General features: G+C 71.3%; 19 protein-coding genes. 1 reads left to right on the plus strand and 18 read right to left on the minus strand.

Annotated elements, in window-relative coordinates:
• Positions 1-4 precede the first annotated feature (4 nt).
• The 18 genes from AB0I82_RS18615 to AB0I82_RS18700 form a co-directional block, all read right to left on the minus strand.
• Positions 5-607: a hypothetical protein gene (locus tag AB0I82_RS18615; RefSeq protein WP_363258321.1), complete on the minus strand. Its 603-nt coding sequence runs from the start codon at positions 605-607 to the stop codon at positions 5-7.
• A 46-nt stretch (positions 608-653) separates the two neighbouring features.
• Positions 654-1,388 carry a pilus assembly protein TadG-related protein gene (locus AB0I82_RS18620; RefSeq protein WP_363258425.1) on the minus strand — a complete coding sequence of 245 codons (735 nt, stop codon included), beginning with the start codon at positions 1,386-1,388 and terminating at the stop codon, positions 654-656.
• Complete coding sequence (locus AB0I82_RS18625; RefSeq protein ID WP_363258426.1) at positions 1,385-1,624, minus strand: hypothetical protein; 240 nt, start codon at positions 1,622-1,624, stop codon at positions 1,385-1,387. Before AB0I82_RS18625 ends, AB0I82_RS18620 begins: the two co-directional genes overlap by 4 nt.
• 242 nt (positions 1,625-1,866) lie before the next feature.
• A complete protein-coding gene (locus AB0I82_RS18630; RefSeq protein ID WP_363258322.1) occupies positions 1,867-3,075 on the minus strand; it encodes a response regulator transcription factor in 1,209 nt (402 codons plus the stop codon).
• Between the two features lie 14 nt (positions 3,076-3,089).
• Positions 3,090-4,448 carry a histidine kinase gene (locus AB0I82_RS18635; RefSeq protein WP_363258323.1) on the minus strand — a complete coding sequence of 453 codons (1,359 nt, stop codon included), beginning with the start codon at positions 4,446-4,448 and terminating at the stop codon, positions 3,090-3,092.
• 38 nt (positions 4,449-4,486) lie between these two features.
• The gene (locus AB0I82_RS18640) at positions 4,487-5,356 is read right to left on the minus strand and encodes a DUF5936 domain-containing protein (RefSeq protein WP_363258324.1); all 870 of its coding nucleotides are present in this window, start codon (positions 5,354-5,356) and stop codon (positions 4,487-4,489) included.
• 10 nt (positions 5,357-5,366) lie between these two features.
• Positions 5,367-6,305 carry a type II secretion system F family protein gene (locus tag AB0I82_RS18645; RefSeq protein ID WP_363258325.1) on the minus strand — a complete coding sequence of 313 codons (939 nt, stop codon included), beginning with the start codon at positions 6,303-6,305 and terminating at the stop codon, positions 5,367-5,369.
• 48 nt (positions 6,306-6,353) lie between these two features.
• The gene (locus tag AB0I82_RS18650; protein WP_363258326.1) at positions 6,354-7,694 is read right to left on the minus strand and encodes a CpaF family protein; all 1,341 of its coding nucleotides are present in this window, start codon (positions 7,692-7,694) and stop codon (positions 6,354-6,356) included.
• Positions 7,691-8,077, minus strand: coding sequence for a TadE family protein (locus AB0I82_RS18655; RefSeq protein WP_363258327.1), 387 nt, complete (start codon positions 8,075-8,077; stop codon positions 7,691-7,693). The genes AB0I82_RS18650 and AB0I82_RS18655 overlap by 4 nt, the downstream gene beginning before the upstream one ends.
• Before the next feature lie 3 nt (positions 8,078-8,080).
• Entirely contained in the window at positions 8,081-8,476 is a 396-nt protein-coding gene (locus tag AB0I82_RS18660) for a TadE family protein (RefSeq protein ID WP_363258328.1), read from the minus strand.
• Between the two features lie 3 nt (positions 8,477-8,479).
• On the minus strand, positions 8,480-9,787 hold the full coding sequence (locus AB0I82_RS18665; RefSeq protein ID WP_363258329.1) for an AAA family ATPase: 1,308 nt from the start codon (positions 9,785-9,787) through the stop codon (positions 8,480-8,482).
• Positions 9,788-9,795: 8 nt separating this feature from the next.
• Positions 9,796-10,497 (minus strand): Flp pilus assembly protein CpaB, encoded by a 702-nt coding sequence (gene cpaB / locus AB0I82_RS18670; protein ID WP_363258330.1) that lies wholly within the window; start codon positions 10,495-10,497, stop codon positions 9,796-9,798.
• A gap of 158 nt (positions 10,498-10,655) precedes the next feature.
• On the minus strand, positions 10,656-11,540 hold the full coding sequence (locus tag AB0I82_RS18675) for a hypothetical protein (RefSeq protein WP_363258331.1): 885 nt from the start codon (positions 11,538-11,540) through the stop codon (positions 10,656-10,658).
• Between the two features lie 1,024 nt (positions 11,541-12,564).
• Complete coding sequence (locus tag AB0I82_RS18680) at positions 12,565-13,413, minus strand: trypsin-like peptidase domain-containing protein (protein WP_363258332.1); 849 nt, start codon at positions 13,411-13,413, stop codon at positions 12,565-12,567.
• A 146-nt stretch (positions 13,414-13,559) separates the two neighbouring features.
• Positions 13,560-15,032: a gluconate:H+ symporter gene (locus tag AB0I82_RS18685; protein ID WP_363258427.1), complete on the minus strand. Its 1,473-nt coding sequence runs from the start codon at positions 15,030-15,032 to the stop codon at positions 13,560-13,562.
• 196 nt (positions 15,033-15,228) lie between these two features.
• Entirely contained in the window at positions 15,229-15,639 is a 411-nt protein-coding gene (locus AB0I82_RS18690) for a RidA family protein (protein WP_223733971.1), read from the minus strand.
• Positions 15,640-15,647: 8 nt separating this feature from the next.
• Complete coding sequence (locus AB0I82_RS18695) at positions 15,648-16,424, minus strand: IclR family transcriptional regulator (RefSeq protein ID WP_363258333.1); 777 nt, start codon at positions 16,422-16,424, stop codon at positions 15,648-15,650.
• 73 nt (positions 16,425-16,497) lie between these two features.
• Positions 16,498-17,589, minus strand: coding sequence for a sugar kinase (locus AB0I82_RS18700; protein WP_363258334.1), 1,092 nt, complete (start codon positions 17,587-17,589; stop codon positions 16,498-16,500).
• Positions 17,590-17,764: 175 nt separating this feature from the next.
• Between AB0I82_RS18700 and AB0I82_RS18705 the strand changes: the two genes are divergently transcribed.
• The gene (locus AB0I82_RS18705; RefSeq protein WP_363258336.1) at positions 17,765-19,057 is read left to right on the plus strand and encodes an amino acid deaminase; all 1,293 of its coding nucleotides are present in this window, start codon (positions 17,765-17,767) and stop codon (positions 19,055-19,057) included.
• The last annotated feature ends 28 nt before the right edge of the window (positions 19,058-19,085 follow it).

The raw sequence follows: 19,085 nt of genomic DNA on the forward strand, positions 1-19,085 counted from the left end.
CGGATCACGCGTCCGTGAGCGTGAGGGAGACGGCCTGGAAGGTCGGGATCTGCAGGTCCACGTCGGTCGTGCTCTTGGGCGGCGCGGGGAACTGCATGAAGACCTTCTGGGCCGAGTTGGCCGCGACGATGCCGAGCCCGGTGGTGGCCAGCGGGCGGTTCTCCGTGTCGCGCAGCGTGTAGTACCGCTTCTTCTCGGCCTTGTCCACGAGGGTGGCGCCGCCGAGGGAGTCGCCGGCGGCCCGCTTCATGGCCAGCTCGGGACCGGTCCACTGGGCGGTGTCGGTGAAGTCGTCGTCCGAGGAGTTCTTCAAGTTGCCGTTGACGGTGACGAATCCGCTGGAGTCGCGGGTCGCCGAGGTCACGTCCAGCGTGATGCCCTGCGGGCCGTGCAGCGTGGCGATCACCGTCTCCTCGGCCGGCTTCTCGGGCTGTCCCGCCCGCTCGCTGCCGCCCTGGTCACTGGTGTGCTGCGGGCCGGCCGACGGTATCCGGCTCTGCGTCTTCCCTGTGTCGTCACCGCACGCGGACAGCGTTAAGGCGAGCGCCGCCGCGAGGGAAGCGGCGGCCACCGTCCGTCGCGCCGGGGTGATCTGCCACATACTCATGAACTCGTCCTCTACTCGTCTTCGCGCCGTCAGCCGTGAGAGGGCTTCAGTCGGCAAGCTTTACGGAGAACAGATCGGCCGCACGCGGGAAGCCCGGGTGCGCGGGATCCGGTTCCTCGGGATCGATGGACCACTCCTGGCCGTCGCACCTCAGGCTCAGCTGCCGGGAGTCGCGGTCCTTGTCCTTGTCGCCCGCACCGGGCTCCTGGTCGCCCGCGCCGGGCTCCGGCTTCGGGCTCTCGTCGCCGGTACCGCCCCCGCCCGGCTCCTCGTCCGGTTGCAGGGCGCACTTCGGCTCGATGACCGCGGTGGCCCGCGCCTCCGCCTGCTCGTTCTCGGTGCCCGGGATGACCGAGGCGCCCATGCCGCCGGTGGTCCGCACCTGGACGGTGAAGCCCTGCCGGTCATCGGCCAGTTGCAGGCAGCCGTCGCCCGCCACCGCGGCGTCGTTGCGCTGCGCGAAGCTGCCGGCCGCCAGACAGGCCCGGATAGCGTCGTAGCGCTGCCCCGCAAGGAGTACGGGCCAGTCGGCGGGCTCCTGGAGGGAGCCGATCAGGGCCTCGCGCAGCTGGTCACGGGCATCCTGCGCGGCCGCCAGCGCCGCCGCATCGGCCGCGGACTGGGCGCCGTTGCGGGCGGCCGCCGCCTGTCCCACCGCGAAGTACGCGAACGCGAGAAAGAGCAGGCCCGCCACCACCGTGATGTAGATGGGGAGGGCCTGCCCTGAATCGCGGCACGTCCGCAGCGCCGCGCGCGAAATCCGCGGCGCGGGAAGGGTCAGCCGGTCTTGACGCTGTTGATCGCGGCCTTGATCTTGTTCTTGATCGTGTCGCCGATGTCCGTGAAGCCCGCGATCGCCGCCATGATCGCCACGACCACCACGATCATGCCGATGTACTCCACCGCGGTCTGCCCCTTGGAGCGCTCCCGCCCGTACATCCGCTCGATGCAGGCGTCCCGCCAGGATCCGATGTGCACCTGGGTGGCGGTCGTGGCCTTCAGCATCCGCTTGTTCATGATGGTGGTGTTCCCCTCCGGGTCCGGCCGGCCGGATACGGGCCGGCGCGCAGGCTTCCACGCCGTACGTGGCACCTGCTTCCCCCCGGCCGGTACCGCCGGCGACCCGGGAAACGTACGCCGGGGCGCCCACGCCGGGCATGGGTCCCCGGACCCAATCCCGGGCCCAAACCTCCCCGCGGGCCCAAATTTCGGTGCGGGCCGCGCCGGTCCCCCCTCGGACCGGGCGGCCCGTCCCCCCTTCAGCCATGGCTCTGCGTTCCCCTTCGGGCGGTACCGAGCCAGACCGCGATGGCCTGGCTCCGGCTGGTGGCGTGCAGCTTGGTGAAGATCCGGTTGATGTGGTTCTTGACGGTCTTCTCGCTGATGAAGCAGGTGGCGGCGATCTGCGCGTTGGTCATGCCTGCCGCGATCAGTTCCATCACCTCCGCCTCGCGATGGCTCAGCCCGAACCGGTCCGTGCCGTTTCCCTGCTGCGCCCACCGGGCACCGTCCCGCTGCGCGGGGACGGCCGCGGCCGCTCGGTGCGGCCCAGTCGCAGACTGTGCCATATCGACTTGCGGTTGCGAAGTAGTTTGCACCGGACGCGATGAATTCGAGACCGAGTACACCCCGCAATACTGCGAACTCGCAGCGTCAGGCGGGCCATTCTGACTGGAATTGCCATTTGCAGCAGCAGCGAGTTCGTCCGGTGCGCCCGCACGGTGGCCGGAAGGTGAAGCCCCGGCTCCTTGGCCGGTTCCGTACGGCGCGCCGCCCGCCGGCTCCGCCCCGTACGCCGCGCCCAGCCCCTCCGGGAGGGGCTGTTGAGGTACTCCCGGCCCCGGCGGCTCCGAACGGACGTGGGCGAGCAGGGCGTTGCAGGCCGTGGCGGTGAAGCGGGCGCGGCCCGCCGTGATGTCCCGTACCGCGTCGGCCAGTTCGTCCGCGGTGAACTCGCCGTGCACGAGATAGCCGCCCGCGCCCAGCCGCAGCGACTCCCGTACGAGCTCGCTCTCCCGGCTGTACGTGAGCATCATGACGGGCGCGAGGCGGGCGAGGTGCGGCAGCGCGGAGATGCCGTCGACGCCGGGCATCCGGACGTCGAGCAGGATGACATCGGGGCGGTGCAGGCGCGTCTCGTCGTACGCCTGGCGGCCGTCCGCCGCCTCCGCGACGACCTCGATGTCCGGGCGCCCGGAGAGCAGGACGGTGAGCCCGGCGCGTACGACGGGGTTGTCGTCCGCGACGAGGACCCGGAGGGGCGCGCCCCGCCCGGGCAGCGGGCCGTCCGGGAAAGGGGCCGGAGCCTCCCCGAAGGACGACGGCCCGCCCCCGTAGGACGACGGCCGGTCCCCGAAGGCGAACGGGTCCTCGTCGAGGACGAACATCTCGTCGTCGAAGGGGAACATGTCGTCGAGGGGGAACGGGTCGGTGGCGGGCGCGCCGCCCGGATCACGGAATTCCGGCATGGTGCGGCCTCCTCTCACGGCCTGGCGGCTGGTCGGGACGGCGGTACGGGCAGCGGCGCGAGGGGCGCCTTCGGCAGGACGGCCGCCAGCGGGAGTTCCACCCGGACCTCCGTCCCCTTCGTGGCACGGCCGCGGCCGATGCGGATGCGGGCGCCGATGCCGGCCGCCCGTTCCACCATGCCGACCAGGCCGAAGTGCCCGGCCCTGCGCAGGCCGTCCAGGGTGGTACCGGGCGGCAGGCCGCGGCCGTCGTCGTACACGCTGATGCGCAGGCTGCTCTCGACCACGCCCGCCGTGACGTCCAGGCGGCTGGGTGCCGCGTGCCGGCGGGCGTTGTCCATCGCCTCGGTGACGATGGTGAGCAGCTGCCGGGCGATGGCCTGCGGGACCGGGGGCGCGGGCGTGTCGCCGAGCGGGCGGTAGCAGGCCGTGAAGCCCGTACGGCGGGCGAAGTCGGCGACCCGCGCGGAGAGTTCCCCGACGACGTCGACGCCGCCGTCCAGGCCGGTCTCGCGCCGCAGGTCGGAGAGGAGCTCGCGGGACTCGGCCGCGGCCCGGCGCGCGGCCCGGGAGACCAGCTCGGCGCGGCGCTTGACCGTCGTGGGGTCGGTGCGGTCGGCGGAGCCGGCCAGGCCGTCGGCGGCCAGCGCCAGGCCGTGCAGCGTCTTGGCGACCGAGTCGTGCATCTCGCGGGCGAGCCGGGCCCGTTCGGACTCGACGGCCTCGTTGACGGCGAGCCGGGAGCGGGTCTCGGTGAGCGCCTGGCTGGCCGCGCCGAACCGCAGCATCAGATTGCGCAGGGTGACGCCGACCGCGCCGGCCAGGACGCAGACGCCGGGCAGCAGGGTGGAGCCGGCGAGGGTGATGTCGAGGTCCGCGTCGCCGACGTACGCCAGCAGGACGATGCAGACGGTCAGCGAGGCGAAGACGCCCGCGCCGCGCCAGCCGTAGGCCAGGCCCGCCAGCAGCGGCGTGCACATCGTGACGTAGCTGAGCGGGCTGGCGGGCGAGGCCGTGAAGAGGAGGAGGGCGCCGAAGGCGGCGTCCAGGGCGAGCAGCCAGTGGTGGCGCAGCAGCAGCGGCCCGAAGCGCTCCCAGTCACGGAAGAGCATGTAGGAGGCCATGAAGGTGAACAGCACGGCGGAGCAGACCAGGACGGTGGGCCAGCCGCGCTTGGTGCCGTAGATGGCGAACGGGGTGGCGAGGGCGATCATCGCCAGCCGGAAGCCGAAGACCTGCCGGCACAGCGCCTGGAGGGCGCTGAGCTGGAGGCGGAGGGTGGGCTCGGCGGTGGGCGCGGCCGGGTCCTCGGGGCCGTGCGGCGGCAGCGGGCCGCCCGCGGTGATGGGCGCGGCGGCGCGCCGCCGGAACATACCGTTCCGCCGGTCCCGCCGGTCCGCCGCGCCGCGCCTCACCCCAGCAGCCCCGATCCCAGGAACATCCCCGCGCCGATCAGCAGGATCGTGGCGGGGACCATGACCATCGTGATCGTGGTGGTGGCCTTCGGGACGGCCCTGGCCGCCTTGCGGCGGGCATTCTGCGCGTCGGTGCGCCGCATGTCGTTGGCGATCGCGATGAGCGTGTCGACGATCGGCGCGCCCAGCTCCTCGCCCTGCTGGAGCGCGGTGACGAACATCGCGACCTGCTCGGAGTCATTGCGCCGGCGCAGCTCCTCGAACGCCTGGCGGCGGCTGACGCCCATGTCCATCTGGCGCAGCGTGATGCGCAGTTCGTCGGACCAGGGGCCTTCGTACTTCTCGGCGGTACGGTCCAGGGCCTGGCGGAAGCCGAGGCCCGCCGAGACGACGACGGCGAGCACGTCGAGGAAGTCGGGGAGGGTGCGCTCGATGGCTTCCTTGCGCTGCCGGACGGCGGACCAGAGGGCGACCTCGACCCAGAAGAGCCCGAACGCGACCATCAGGAGGGCCAGTACCGGCTGGCCGTTCGCCGTCATCGCGAGGGCACCGAGCGCGCCGGTGACGCCGTAGACGAAGCGGCGGGCCGCGTAGCGGTCGACGGTGAGACCGCCGGGGTTGCCCGCCATGTCGATGCGCTTGCGCAGCCGGTCGACGCGCCTGGGGCCCATCATGCGCAGCACCATCGGCGCGTACCGCATGCCGAGCCGGTCGATGGCCGAGCCCGCCGCGCTGGTGCGGGAGGAGCCGACCTCCAGCGCCACGACGAGGTCGCCGGGCAGCTTCGCCTCGGAGCGGTACAGCCGCCAGCCGTACACCGCGCCGAGGACGGCGAGGCCGAGGAGGAGGGCGTAGAGGAGTCCCATGGTGCGCCTCTCAGACGTCGATCTTGCCGAGCCGGCGGACGAGGAAGAAGCCCAGCGCGTACAGGGCGAGCGAGACGAGGATCGTGCCCTGGCCCAGTACGCTGCCGGTGATCTTGTCCAGCGCGCCGGGCCAGATGCCGTTCATGACGAGCAGCGCGCCCAGGCCCAGCAGCGGGACGACGTACCCGGTGGCGGTGACCTGCGACAGCTGCGTACGGACCTCGCGGCGGGTCTCCTTGCGCTCCTCCAGCGTCTCGGTGAGGTTGCGCAGCGAGCTGACGACCGTGCCGCCCGCCCGGTTGGCGAGTACCAGCGTGGTGACCAGCACGACCAGCTCGCGCGAGGGCAGCCGTTCGGCGAGCGCGCCGAGCGCGTCGTCGATGGAGTGCCCGATGGCGAGCTGGTCGGCGACCTTGCCCAGCTCCTCACCGGCCGGCGCCTCCAGCTCCTCGGCGGCCATCGCCAGCGCGGTACGGAGCGCCAGGCCCGCCTGGGTGGCGTTGGCGAGGACCCGGGAGAGCTCGGGGAGCTGATTGATGAACCGCTCGGTGCGCTTCTGGCGCTGCCAGTTGAGGTACGCGAACGCGCCCCACAGGCCCGCGGCGGCGGCGATCGGCCCGAAGAACGGCGCGAGCAGCACACTGGCGAGCAGCCACAGGCCGAGCACCGCGGCGACCATGGCGGCGAAGAACGTGCCGGGCGTGAGGTCCAGGCCGGTCGCGGCGAGCCGGATCTCCAGCCGCTTGCCGAACCGCGTCCCGCGCAGCCGGCGGTCCAGGCCGTCGAAGCCGCGGCGGCGGCCCGGCGCGCGGAACTGCCCGGTCCGGTCGAGCCGGTCGACCAGCGCGGCGTGCTGCGCCCGGCCCGAGGCGACGGCGTGCACGCCGAGCACGGCGAGCACGCAGCCCAGCAGCGTGGCGCCGATCGTCAGGAGCGCGAGGTTGTCCATGGCAGCGGGGGTTTCTTCCGTGAGGGGGCGGGGTGAACGGGCGGAGGGTCAGTACTCGCCCCTGCGGACGAGGAGCTGGCCGGGGTCGGAGGCGACGCCGAAGGCGGCCGGGAGCGGTTCGTTCTTCATGTAGAGCCGGTCGGCGACGCGGCGCGGCAGCGGGTAGTACTCGAAGGTGCCGTGCACCGTGCCGTCTGCGGCCATCGGGCGGGGCAGGAACTTGGCGACCGAGACGAGCCGGTAGTCCTCGCGGCCGTAGGAGTCCACGATCGCGATCTCGCTGATCTTGCGGGTGCCGTCGGCGTGCCGGGTGAGCTGTACCAGTACGTCCAGCGCGCTGTTGATCTGGTCCTTGATCGCCACGAACGGGATCTCGACCTCGGACATCGACGCCAGGGTCTGCAGCCGCATCAGCGCGTCCTCCGCGCTGTTGGCGTGCACGGTGGCCAGCGAGCCGTCGTGGCCCGTGGACATCGCCTGCAGCATGTCCAGCGTCTCGCCGCCGCGCACCTCGCCGACGACGATCCGGTCCGGGCGCATCCGCAGCGAGTTGCGCACCAGGTCGCGGATGGTGATCTGCCCCTTGCCCTCGACGTTGGCGGGGCGCGCCTCCAGGGTGATCACGTGCGCCTGCTGGAGCCGGAGTTCGGCGGAGTCCTCGATGGTGATGATGCGCTCGCCCTCGGGGATCAGCCCGGAGAGCGCGTTGAGCAGCGTGGTCTTGCCGGAGCCGGTCGCGCCGGAGACGACGATGTTGAACTTCGCCCGCACCAGCCCCGCGAGCAGCATCAGCATGTGCTCGTCCAGCGAGCCGAGGCCGATCATCTCCTGCAGGGTGTACGAGCGGGGGAAGCGGCGGATGGTGAGCGCGGGGCCGGACAGCGCCAGCGGCGGGATGATGACGTTGACCCGCTCGCCGGAGGGCAGCCGGGCGTCGACCATCGGATTCGTCTCGTCCACCCGGCGGTTGACCGTGGAGACGATGCGCTCGATGGTCTGCATCAGCTGCTCGTTGGAGGCGAACCGCAGCGGCAGCAGCTCGACCTTGCCGGCCCGCTCGACGAAGATCTGGTCGGGCCCGTTCACCATGATCTCGGTGACCGAGGCGTCCTCCAGGAGCGGTTCGAGGATGCCCAGGCCCAGCGCCTCGTCGACGACGCGCCGGATGAGCATGGCCCGTTCGTGCGTGGAGAGGACCGGGCCCTCGCGGCTGATGATGTGGCCCAGTACGCGCTCCAGCCGCGCCCGCCGCTCGGCGGCGGCCAGCGAGGACATCTCCGCGAGGTCGATCTCCTCCAGCAGCTTGCCGCGGTAGACGGCGACGAGGTGATTCTCCTCCTGCTGCCCGTTGGGGGCCTCGGGAGCGTTGATGCGCGCCCTCAGGCTCATGGTGCGGACTCCTTCGTACGCGGCATGGTGACGGTCTTCTCGGTGGCACCGAGGTCGTCGACGAACGGGATGATCGAGGGGATGCGTACCGTGGCGGTCACCGTCACCGCGTCCGGCCCGCCGCTGCCCGGCGAGAAGGTGGCCCCCCTGGCGAGCCAGCCGCTCATCGCCGCCCGCCCGGCGGCGTCCGGGGTGATCTCCGGCTCGTCCAGCCCGGCGGTGCGGGCCGCGGCGCGCGCTCCCGTACCGGTCTGCTGGATCGCGTACGCGGCGATGCCGAACTGGACCAGCGCCAGCCCGACCAGGATCAGGATCGGCAGCATCCCCACGAACTCGACGACCGTCTGGCCCCGGTCCTTGGCGGGCTTCCCGCGCAGCACCATGGCTCAGTCCTCCTTCACGGCGGCGGCCTCGCCGGTGACCCGGAAGGGAAAGGCGAGCGAGCCGGGGAAGAGGACCGGCACCTTCAGGGCGACCTCGGCCTTGACCAGGCCGGGCGCGGGCGTACAGGAGACCGAGGCGCCCGCGCGCCAGCTCGCGCCCAGGTCCTCCGTACCGCCGCGCTCACAGGCCCCCGGACCGCCGGAACTGCCCGCGCGGGCCGCCCGGTCCGCGGCGTTTCCGGCCAGCGTGTACGTGAAACCGACCAGCGCGCACTGCCACAGCAGCACCAGGGTGGTCACGATGAGCGGCAGCATGCCGAGGAACTCCACCGCGACCTGCCCCCGGTCCTCCCGCATCCGCCGCACGCGCCGCGCGACACGTACCCGCAAGGCCGTCATCGGTCAGCCTTCCTCTAGCGGTCTGTCCGCGGGGGCCGCGCCACCGCGGCCCTCTCGGCGGCGCCGGAAGCCGATCGAGCCCCGGTCGTTGCGGTACTTCCCGCGCCTGCTCCGGCCGTGCCCCACCGGACCGTCCTGCGACCCCTGGCCCAGGCCCAGTTCGCCGGCCAGCGCCCACATCGCCTGCTTGACCTGGCCCCGGTCGTCCAGATCCTGCATCCGGCCCGCGTCGACCGCGGGCTGCAGCTCCTTGAAGCCCGCGGGCACGGCCGTACGGGCCACCCGGGTGCCGACGATCCGCTCGACCAGCTGCGGCTGGATCTCGGTGGTACGGGTGTGCCGGTTGACCACCGCCAGGGTGTCCTCGGCCTTGCGCACCTGGAGGCGGTCCCACATCCGCACCGTGCGCTTGGCCGCCCGTACCGTGACCACGTCCGGCGTGACGACCAGCAGCGCGCCGTCGGCCAGCTCCACCGCCGCGGCGTTGGCGCCGGTCAGCTGGGTCCCGCAGTCGACGATCACCACGTGGTACCGGCTGCGCAGCGCGCCGATGACCTGCCGGGTGGTCCGCTCGTCGACCTCCTCGCCGCGCTCCCCCTCGCCCGGCGCGAGCAGCAGCCCCACGCCCGTCTCGTGGTGCAGCACCACGTCCTGCAGCACGCGCGGCGAGATGTCCTTGATACCCGCCAGGTCGGCGATGGACCGGCGGAACTGCACGTCCAGGTACGACGCGACATCGCCGCTCTGGAGGTCCATGTCGACCAGCGCGACGTGGCGGCCCACCGCCCGGGCCGCCAGCGCCAGCTGCACGGCGAGCGTGGTCGTCCCGACGCCGCCCTTGGCGCCGCTGACCGTGATGACCGTGCCGCCGGGCCCGGCCGGCATCCCGGCGTCCGCCATCAGATGGCGGCGCACCCCGGCCGCCCAGTTCCCCGTGGCGTGCACCCGCGCCGACAGCTCGTCGTACGACAGGGGCAGGCCGACGACGCCGCGCGCGCCGGAGTCCATGGCGGCGGCGTACACCCCCGAACCGGTGTCGGCGGTTATCAGAATCACCCCGACCGCCGGGAAGCGGAGGGCGACCTCGCGGATCAGTTCCAGCGCCGGCACCGGGCCGATGCGCTCGTGGACGAGGACGACCTCCGGCAGGTCGGCGAGCGATTCCTCGGCGAGCTGCGCGAGGGTGTCGAGCAGCAGCGTCGAATCGCCGACGGGCTGGGCGGGCTCGGTGTCCGGCAGCTGGCTCAGCAGCGTCGTCACCGCGCGCGCCGCGTCGGCGTCGCCGACGGCCGGGAGGATTCGTGTGACCATCCGTTACCTCACTTGTCCCCGGCCAGGGTGTAGTCCCGCTGGTCGTCCGGGATGGTGGCGTCGCTGCCCGGCGCGACCAGCGCCAGGCGTACGTGGGTGGCGAAGGACTCCGCGTACGCGACGCGCTGCGCGTCCAGCGTCTTGAGCGCGAACGTGATCGGCACCGCCTCGCCGCCGTTGGCCGTCTCGCCCGGCCGGGGCTTGAGCGCGGTGAGCCGGCCGACGTCGATGACCTTGGCGTTGCTGACGATCACCTTGGAGCTGTTGGCGCCGCCGTCCTCCCCCGCGAAGGTGGCGTAAATGTTGACCGAGGCACCGGGGGTGATCTTGCCGGCCACGCCGGTCGCCGCGTCGATCATGATCGCGATCTCCTGCTGGCCCGGCTTCAGCGCCGGCCGGTCCGCGACCATGTCGGTCTGCAGCAGCGAGCCCTTCCGCAGCGGATTGACCGCGATCTTGCCCACCACCTGGTCCAGGTCGCGCACGGCAGTACTCGGCAGCCAGCGCTCGGGCACCTGGACCTTGCGGAACTGCCCCTCGCTCAGGGTCTTGTACGCGGCGACATCGGTCCGCAGCTCGTACGCGGAGACCTCGGGCCCCACCTTGGACTGCACGTCGCTGATCACCGACAGGACACCGGCGAAGGCGCCGAATGCGCACAGGACCGACAGGAGCAGCAGGACGATGCCGCGGCGCTGGCGTGAGTTCATGGTTGCGGACTACCTCGTTCAGGGCGATTACGGTGAGCGGGGCGGGGCATGACGCAGGGGTGATACGGGTGCGGTGGGGCCGTGACCGGCTCGTGTGCCGCCCCCGTCGCCGAGTAATCCGTCCATGTGCCCACTGTGGCCGCCGCACCGGATGGCCGCTACCGCGACCGGCCGGACGGTCCGGCTCCGCCCATGGCGGCGGTGCCGGAGGGGCTGGAGTGCTCCGCGGGGAGCACCGGGGCAGCACAGAACGCACAGCGGTCGCCGATCAGTTCCAGACCGCACCAGGGGCAGGGGAAGCGGTGCACGGAAGCCACGAGCCGGGCGAGTACGGCGGTGTCCGCGATGCCGGCGGCGAACTCGGTCAGCCGGCCTGTCCCCCACCAACTCGCCGAATCAGCGGGCAGTTCGGCCTGCTGCACGGCCTGTACGGACCACTGGCGGGCCAGGGTCTTCGGCCACTGGGACACGAACTGCCCCTGCGCCACCGTCAGGTGGGTGGGGAAGTCGGGACCGGGCAGCCGGGCGCCGTCCGCGCCGAGCATGGCCAGGTGCGGGGTCGGGTGGGCCAGCACGGCGAACTGCGAGCCCGGCACCCAGGATCTGGCGTGCGCCTTGAGGCTGACGGGCACGGCGTCGAGGCGGGTCACGCTGTTCAGCAGCGCGCCCGCGTGGATGTAGTACGTGAGCAGCTTCGCGGCCGCGCCGAGCACGCCGGGGCCCACGTCGCACGCCGACAGCTGACGTAACTGACGGACCAGCAGACCGATGCCGAGCGGCGGCAATGCGCTACTGATCAACGCGATCCGGTCACTTTCCAGAACGGCACGGAGGGTCTGCAGGCGACGCACGTGCTCCTGCGGCGCCGCGTGGGAGTGGACCACCAGGACATGGCCGTGCTGCTCCAGGAGGAAGTGCATCTGGGACAGCGCGTCGTCCAGCGACTGGCGTTCCGGAGGGCCGAGCACATGCGCGGGGGGCGTCACCCTGTCGGGCGGCGCCAGCACCAGATCAGGGCTGGTGACGGCTATCGCGGTCGGCATGTGTGTGTCCCCGTTTCACCACGTCAGTCGCTCCACAACTTCCCTCGCTGCGGTGTCTTGTCCTGCGCAGACTTTAGCCGCGTCCCGGGCAACAGAAAACACTCCGACGCCTCCGACGACCGCCACCACAACGCTCTCACGGTAGCCATTCCGGAGATCATTTACCGATCAACGGCGATCTATCCACAGCCATTACCGTTGAATGCTAAAGTTTACAAGTCGGCAGGCGACTAGATCCGGACAAGGGGCGCGATCCGGCCACAAGTGCGGGCATGTGCCGATCAGTTGCCGCGTACCCACCCGCAACGACCCACCCACGACCCGCCATTCCGTACGGATCCGGGCAGCCGCGCGCTCTGTTCGCTCCCAGGAGAATTCCCCTCCCCGCATCGCGCACGCGAACACCGGGAGCCCGCCGGGGAATTCAGCCCCCTGTCCCGGAAATGACGCCACGAAACGTGATCTGCGCCAATTCCCGTTCCACTCGGACCCGTGCCGGAATTATTGGTCTGGACCACGTTGCAGAGCGGCAACAGAGGGCGTCACGCCCGCGTTCACCGACACCACCGCCACGCCGAGCCAGGTCGCCGTCCCCCTCAACCCGGCGCTCACCCACGCCTCGACCGACGGGACTACAAAGCAGACATCAAGGCCAAAAAGGCGGCCGGCAAATCCCTCGCCGATTCCGTCGGCCGGCCGATGGACGAATACGGCCTCGACGGCGCCGACAACGACCTGGAGAGCGACCTCAATTCCACGTACATGACGTGCGCGGGGCCCCAGGCGCCGAAGCCCCGCACGCCGCCCACAGCGACCTCGTGGCCCGGATGGCACCGCCGACGGTCGACACACAGTCGCCGCGGAACGACTACTTCAAGACCGCCCCCGGCATCAAGGACGCCCCCACCCCACTGGCCTGTATCCACCTGCAGAACGGCCGGGACCCATCGCAGGTCGGGCCCGCCACCGGGTCCCCCGGCGACGGGCCCCTTTCACCCAGTCACTCAGTCACTCGGTCGCTCGCTCACTCCCCGGCCGGCCTGGGGAGCGTGCACCCCTCCCGCCCCAGGTCGAGCTTGTTGCCCGTACCGAAGCACTTCGGGATGGTGTAGGTCTGCTGGGCGTAACCGATGCCCTGACGGACGGTCACCTGACCGCTCTCGTCGACCTCGCACGGATTGTTCAACGTGCAGCGCGCGCCGTCCTCATTCATGGTGTTGTTGACCGCCGTGACCTTGCCGGTGGCCGTGTCGATCACCGGCGAACCGGACGTCCCGCCAATGGTGTTGCACGTGGAGGTGTAGCGGACCGAGTCCTTCCAGGTCCACTCCCCCTCCTTCAACCGGTACGCGAACCCGTCGATGCCGCACGAGTAGATCTTCTTCCAGTACCCGGAGACGACCTTGATACCGGCCCCCTGCGTGGGGTGCTCGGTCGCCAGCTGCAACGCCTTGATGCCGTACTTCCGCTGGATGTCGGCGTAGGTGGAGGTCAGTTCGTACAGCGAGACGTCGGTGTCCGTCATCGTCGCGTACGAGATCTTGCTCGCCCGCACCGTGCCCTTGTTGCCGCCGGACGAGCTGAGCAGAGTGAAGCTGCGGCTGGACGGCTGGTCGACGAGGACCTCACCGGCCCCCGGCATCCCCGACTCCACACAGTGCCCGTTGGACATGACCAGCGCCTTGTCGGTGTCCACCGACTCCGGCATCCGCACCACCGCACCGGAACAGTTGCTGAGCGCCACGGTCCCGGCAAAGTCCACGGCCTTCACCCGCGGCGAAGAATCCGCCGCAGCAGGCCCGGCCCCGGCCCCTATGAGCGCGGCACTTCCGAGTACGGCACTGGCGAGAGCGCCGACGAGAGGTCTGTGCATGTGGGGTCCTCTCCGATATGCGAACCGAAGACACCAATCTCCGGCATTGTCATGCACATACTCGGGTGCCCGAGGCGCCAAGGCAATGGCCGTGCACGGTAATCACCGTGCACGGCCAGGACCACGTCAGACCACGAGACGCACCGTCAGACCACGAGGCTCACCAGCGCCGCGACCACGAAGCCCGCGACGGAGAGCACGGACTCCAGGACCGTCCAGGTCTTGAGGGTGTCGCGTTCGGAGATCCCGAAGTACTTCGAAACCATCCAAAAGCCCCCGTCATTCACATGCGAGGCAAAAATGGACCCCGCCGATATGGCCATGATGACCAGGGCCAGGTGGGGCTGGGAGAGGTTTTGGGATTCGACCAGGGGGAGGACGATGCCGGCGGTGGTGACAATGGCTACCGTGGCGGAGCCCTGGGCTACGCGGAGGACTACGGAGAGCAGCCAGGCCAGGACGATGACCGGGAGGCCGACGTTCTGGAAGGTGTCGGAGAGGGCGTCGGCGACGCCGCTGCCCTTCAGGACCGCGCCGAAGATTCCGCCGGCGCCGACGACCAGCAGGATGTTGCCGACCGGCTTCAGGGACGCGGTGGAGACCGTCTCCAGGGACTTGCGGGACCAGCCGCGGCGGATGCCGAGGAGGTAGTACGCCAGGATCAGCGCGATGGTCAGGGCCGTGAAGGGGTGGCCGAAGAACTCGATGACCGAGCGGCCGGAGGACGGCTGCAGCGCGATGGAGGAGAACGTCGCGAGGAGGATGAGGATCAGCGGGGTGCCGATGATGGCGAGGACGGTGCCGAGCGGGACCGGCTTCTCGTCGGGGTCGGCGCCGGCCGCTGCCTTCTCCGCGGCGACCGCGGCCTTGGCCTCCTCGGCGGCCTCGACCATGTCGTGCGGGACCGGGACGAAGACGCGCTTGCCGATCCAGGCGGCGTAGCCCCAGGCGGCCAGCACGGCCGGGATGCCGCAGACCAGGCCCATCAGGATGACCCAGCCGAGGTCGACCTTGAAGAGGCCTGCCGCGGCGACCGGACCGGGGTGCGGCGGCAGGAAGGCGTGCGTCATCGACAGGCCGGCGAGCAGCGGCATGGCGTACAGGACGATCGACTTGCCGGAGCGCTTGGCGGCGGCGTACACGATCGGCGCGAGGACGAAGATGCCCACGTCGAAGAAGACCGGGATACCGAAGATCAGGCCGGTCAGGCCCATGGCGAGCGGCGCGCGCTTCTCGCCGAAGAGGCGGAGCAGGCGGGTGCTGAGTACTTCGGCGCCGCCGGAGACCTCGAGTATGGCGCCGAGCATCGTGCCCAGGCCGATGATGATCGCGACGTGGCCGAGGATGCCGCCCATGCCGCTCTCGATCATCGAGACGACATCGGACTTCTGGACGGTGCCGAAGAGTTCGGTGACGGAGAGTCCGGCGGCCAGGCCGACCGCGATGGAGACGGAGAGCAGCGCGACGAAGGGCTGCAGCCTGACCTTGATGATCAGGACGAGGAGGAGGGCGATGCCGAGGGCCGCGACGGTGAGCAGGCCGGGCGTGCCGGGGATCAGGGCGAGCAGGCCGCCCGTGTGTGGTGGTGCCGGCGGGGCGGGGGCCGCGGCGAGGAACATGGGGGACATTGCGGGACTCCGTTGTCAGGCAGGGGGGTTCCAGGCAAGGGGGGACCGCGGCACGGCGCCCCGTCGGTACGGGACGCCGCGCCCTGCGGCAGGTTGTGCGGGTGGGGAAGGACTCGCGCTAACGGCACGGGGCCGATGCCTCTTTCCGTGAGGTAGCGGGAGGGCAGAGGGGTGGTTCAGCCGGGACTCAGCCGAGGACGGCGAGCGCGTCGATCTCGATGAGCAGGCCCTTGGGCAGGCCGACGTACACGGTGGTACGGGCGGCCGGCGCCTCCTTCAGGCCCTGCTCCTCGAAGTACGCGTTGTAGATCTCGTTCATCTCGGCGAAGTGGTCGACGTCGGTGAGGTAGACGCGCATCATCATGACGTCGTCCCAGGTGGCGCCGCCCTCTTCGAGGATCGCCTTGACGTTGGCGAAGGTCTGGAGGGTCTGCTCGCGCAGGGTCGGGCCCGCGGGGGTGGGGGCCTGGCCCTCGACGGCCGGGAGGAAGCCGACCTGGCCGGCGACCTGAAGGATGTTGCCCTTCTTGACGCCGTGGGAGAACTTGGCGGGCGGGGTGGTGTGGGTGGCCGGGGTGAGGGCGGTCTTCTCGGTCATGGTGGCTCTCAGGCTTCCTTGTGGTCCTGCGGGGTTCTTACCGGGGCGTTGCCCGAGTACTCCCGGCTGATGGCGTCCGCGGTACGGCGCACCAGGGGGAGCAGTTTGAGGAGTTCGTCGGCGGAGACGACGACGTTCGGCGCGGAGACCGACATCGCCGCGACCAGCCGGCCGTCCGCACCGCGGATGGGTGCCCCGATGCAGTTGATGGACTCCTCGTGGCCACCGAGGTCGGTGGCCCAGCCCTGTTCGCGTACCTTGGCCAGCTCGGCCAGGAAGGCCGTGGCGTCGGGGGTCGAACGGGCCGTGTATTGGGGGTAGTCGAGCCGTTCGGCGACGGCGCGCCGCTCGGGCTCGGGGAGGTCGGCGAGCAGGAGCTTGGCGACGGCGGCGACGGTGATCGCGACGGGCTTGCCGATGCGCGAGTACATCCGTACCGGGTAGCGGCTCTCGACCTTGTCGATGTAGAGGACCTCGTTCTCCTCGTACACGGCGAGGTGGACGGTGTGTCCGACCTTTTCGTTGAGTTCGGCGAGGTGGGGGTGGGCGATGTCGCGGATGTCGAGGTTTTCGACGGCTTCCTGGGCGAGGGCGAAGAGCCGGGCGCCCAGGCGGTAGCGCTGGTCGGGCTGGCGGTAGACCATGCCGTGCTCGTGGAGGGTGCGCAGCAGCCGCAGGGCGGTGGACTTGTGCACGCCGAGCCGGTCGGCGACCTGTTCGAGGTTGGCCGGTCCCTGTGCGAGCAACGGCAGGATGCTCAAAGCGCGGTCGACTGTCTGACTCATGCTCGAACCTCGCTTCGCGAGGCCCGACCTGAGTCGGGCACGCACCTTTCAATGATTCGCTCGCTGCGCTCACTCATGATGTGGGGACCTCCACCCGTACTTCCTCGGTCCCGGTCTCCGTCCAGCCGGGGCCGAGTCGCAGTGTCTCCCAGGCGGCCGCGTCGAGCGCGACGAGGTGGTCGGTGAGCTCTCGGGCGGGCGGGGTGCCGAGGTCGCCGGGGACGGTGAGGGAGGCGGCGGCCATGAGGTGGCCGTGCCGGATGCGGTCGAAGACGGGCAGGCCGCGGAGGGTCGCGGAGAGGAAGCCGGCGGCGAAGGCGTCGCCGGCGCCGACCGGGGCCGCCACCTCGACCTTGAGCGCGGGCGCGAAGGTCACGGTGTCGGTGCCGTCGGGCTGCCGTTCGTACACGGTGGCGCCTTCGCCGCCCTGCTTGACGACGAGGACGCCGGGCTCGGGGAGCGCCGTGCGGACGGCGGCGGGGCCGTGCACGTCCCAGGCGGCCGCGGCCTCGTCCTCGCCGACGAAGACGAGGTCGCAGCCGCGGGCGAGGCCGAGGAGGAGGCCGGGCGCCTGGTCGGCGCGGTCCTGCCAGAGGCCGACGCGGTAGTTGAGGTCGAAGGAGACGAGCGGGCGGCCGGGGCGGCGCTCGGTGATCTTCTTCAGGACGTCGAGGCAGCCGTCGGAGAGGGCCGCGGTGATGCCGGTGACGTGGACGACGCGGGCGTCCCAGAGGGCCTGGCCGTCGAGGAGGGCGGGGGTCATCGCGGAGGCGGCGGAGCCGGCGCGGTAGTAGACGACCTCGGCGAGGTCCTGCCCGTCCGCCGCCGGCTCGGCACCGGTGGCGCGCTCGCCCGCGGTACGGAAGTAGATGCCGGTGGGGCGCGTGGGGTCGCGCCGTACGTGGGTGACGTCGACGCCGTGTGCGGCGATGGTCTCCAGGAGGTGGTCGCCGAAGCCGTCGGTGCCGACCCGGGAGATCCAGCGGGCGGTGTGCCCGATGGCGGCGAGCGCGCAGGCGACGTTGGATTCGGCGCCGCCGATGCCGCGGTCCCAGGAGTGCACGTCGGCGAGTCTGCCGGGGCGTGCGGGCAGGAAGGTGACCATGGACTCGCCCAGGCAGACGACGTCGGTGGTGACGTGCGGTGGCGTGGTCGCTGTGGTCACGGTGTTTCCCTGCTCCTTGCGGTGGTGGTGCGGGGTCTTGGTGGTGTCGTGGGGGCGTGTTCCGCTCCCTGTTTCCCACCATTGACCCGACGATGAATCGGATGCTAGACAGCATTCAGCGATATGCGCAATGGGCGTTGCAGATGATGCAACAGGAAATTTGAGGAGACATCCCATGGCCGCCGATCCCCAGTCCGACCACCCCATCGGACAGCTCGCGGACGAACGGGTGGACCACCGCTTCAAGGCCCTCCCCCCGGACGCGGAAGGACTCACGGTCGGCGCCCTGGCGGCCCAGCGCCGCAACCTCTTCACCGGCGGCTTCACCACCCCGGTGCTGGCCCTGTCCGCCGAGTCGGTCGAGCACAACCTCGCGCTGATGGAGGAGTACTCCACCCGGCACGGCCTCGCCTTCGCGCCGCACGGCAAGACCTCGATGTCCCCGCAGCTCTTCGCCCGGCAGCTGGCGCACGGCGCGTGGGGCATCACCGCGGCCGTACCCCATCAGGCCCGGGTCTACCGCGCGTTCGGCATCCAGCGGATCTTCCTCGCCAACGAGATGGTGGACGCGGCCGCGCTGCGCTGGCTGGCGGGCGAGCTGGACGCCGACCCGGACTTCCGCTTCGTCTGTTACGTCGACTCGCTGCGCGGCATCGAGCTGATGGACGCCGCGCTGCGCGAGGCCGGCGCCTCCCGCCCGGTGGACGTCGTCATCGAGCTGGGCGCGGGCGACGCGGCCCGTACGGGCGTCCGCGACGAGGCCACCTGCCTGGACCTGGCCAACGCCATCGCCGCCGCCGACACCCTCCGGCTGGTCGGCATCGCCGGGTACGAGGGCGAGGTGCCGGACGCGGACGCCGAGCGGGTGGCCGCCTGGCTGCGCCGTCTCGTGGCGCTGCTCGTCGACTTCGACAAGGCGGGCCGCTTCGCCGACCTGGACGAGATCGTGCTGAGCGCGGGCGGCAGCGCGTGGTTCGACACGGTCGCGGAGGTCTTCGCCGAGGTGCCCGAGCTGTCCCGGCCGGTACTGAAGCTGCTGCGCTCCGGCGCGTACGTGTCGCACGACGACGGCCACTACCGCCACCTCACCCCCTTCAACCGCCACCCCGACGAGGGCGCCCTGCAGCCCGCCTTCCGGCTGTGGGCGCAGGTCGTCTCGCGCCCCAACGGCACGCAGGCGTTCGCCAACGCGGGCAAGCGGGACGCGGCGTACGACCTGGACCTGCCCGAGGCACAGGTCGTCCGCTCGGCCCGGGACGGCTCGGTCCGCCCCGCCGACGGCATCGCCGTGACCGGCCTCTCCGACCAGCACGCCTGGATCAGCACCGAACCGGGCGCCGAGCTGGAGGTCGGCGACTGGATCGGCATGGGCCTGTCCCACCCGTGCACGTCCTTCGACAAGTGGCAGCTGATCCCGCTGGTCGAGTCCGACGGCACGGTGTCGGACTTCGTCCGCACGTTCTTCTAACCCCCAGCCCGTCCGGCGTTTGAGGACG

The sequence above is a fragment of the Streptomyces sp. NPDC050315 genome (assembly GCF_040655775.1).
In the GTDB taxonomy this organism is placed as follows: domain Bacteria; phylum Actinomycetota; class Actinomycetes; order Streptomycetales; family Streptomycetaceae; genus Streptomyces.

Excerpts from the sequence above, each read along its gene's own strand:
- AB0I82_RS18615 (WP_363258321.1), bottom strand. The coding sequence starts at position 607 with ATGAGTATGTGGCAGATCACCCCGGCGCGACGGACGGTGGCCGCCGCT.
- AB0I82_RS18625 (WP_363258426.1), bottom strand. The coding sequence starts at position 1,624 with ATGAACAAGCGGATGCTGAAGGCCACGACCGCCACCCAGGTGCACATC.
- AB0I82_RS18630 (WP_363258322.1), bottom strand. The coding sequence starts at position 3,075 with ATGCCGGAATTCCGTGATCCGGGCGGCGCGCCCGCCACCGACCCGTTC.
- AB0I82_RS18635 (WP_363258323.1), bottom strand. The coding sequence starts at position 4,448 with ATGTTCCGGCGGCGCGCCGCCGCGCCCATCACCGCGGGCGGCCCGCTG.
- AB0I82_RS18640 (WP_363258324.1), bottom strand. The coding sequence starts at position 5,356 with ATGGGACTCCTCTACGCCCTCCTCCTCGGCCTCGCCGTCCTCGGCGCG.
- AB0I82_RS18645 (WP_363258325.1), bottom strand. The coding sequence starts at position 6,305 with ATGGACAACCTCGCGCTCCTGACGATCGGCGCCACGCTGCTGGGCTGC.
- AB0I82_RS18650 (WP_363258326.1), bottom strand. The coding sequence starts at position 7,694 with ATGAGCCTGAGGGCGCGCATCAACGCTCCCGAGGCCCCCAACGGGCAG.
- AB0I82_RS18655 (WP_363258327.1), bottom strand. The coding sequence starts at position 8,077 with ATGGTGCTGCGCGGGAAGCCCGCCAAGGACCGGGGCCAGACGGTCGTC.
- AB0I82_RS18660 (WP_363258328.1), bottom strand. The coding sequence starts at position 8,476 with ATGACGGCCTTGCGGGTACGTGTCGCGCGGCGCGTGCGGCGGATGCGG.
- AB0I82_RS18665 (WP_363258329.1), bottom strand. The coding sequence starts at position 9,787 with ATGGTCACACGAATCCTCCCGGCCGTCGGCGACGCCGACGCGGCGCGC.
- cpaB (WP_363258330.1), bottom strand. The coding sequence starts at position 10,497 with ATGAACTCACGCCAGCGCCGCGGCATCGTCCTGCTGCTCCTGTCGGTC.
- AB0I82_RS18675 (WP_363258331.1), bottom strand. The coding sequence starts at position 11,540 with ATGCCGACCGCGATAGCCGTCACCAGCCCTGATCTGGTGCTGGCGCCG.
- AB0I82_RS18680 (WP_363258332.1), bottom strand. The coding sequence starts at position 13,413 with ATGCACAGACCTCTCGTCGGCGCTCTCGCCAGTGCCGTACTCGGAAGT.
- AB0I82_RS18685 (WP_363258427.1), bottom strand. The coding sequence starts at position 15,032 with ATGTTCCTCGCCGCGGCCCCCGCCCCGCCGGCACCACCACACACGGGC.
- AB0I82_RS18690 (WP_223733971.1), bottom strand. The coding sequence starts at position 15,639 with ATGACCGAGAAGACCGCCCTCACCCCGGCCACCCACACCACCCCGCCC.
- AB0I82_RS18695 (WP_363258333.1), bottom strand. The coding sequence starts at position 16,424 with ATGAGTCAGACAGTCGACCGCGCTTTGAGCATCCTGCCGTTGCTCGCA.
- AB0I82_RS18705 (WP_363258336.1), top strand. The coding sequence starts at position 17,765 with ATGGCCGCCGATCCCCAGTCCGACCACCCCATCGGACAGCTCGCGGAC.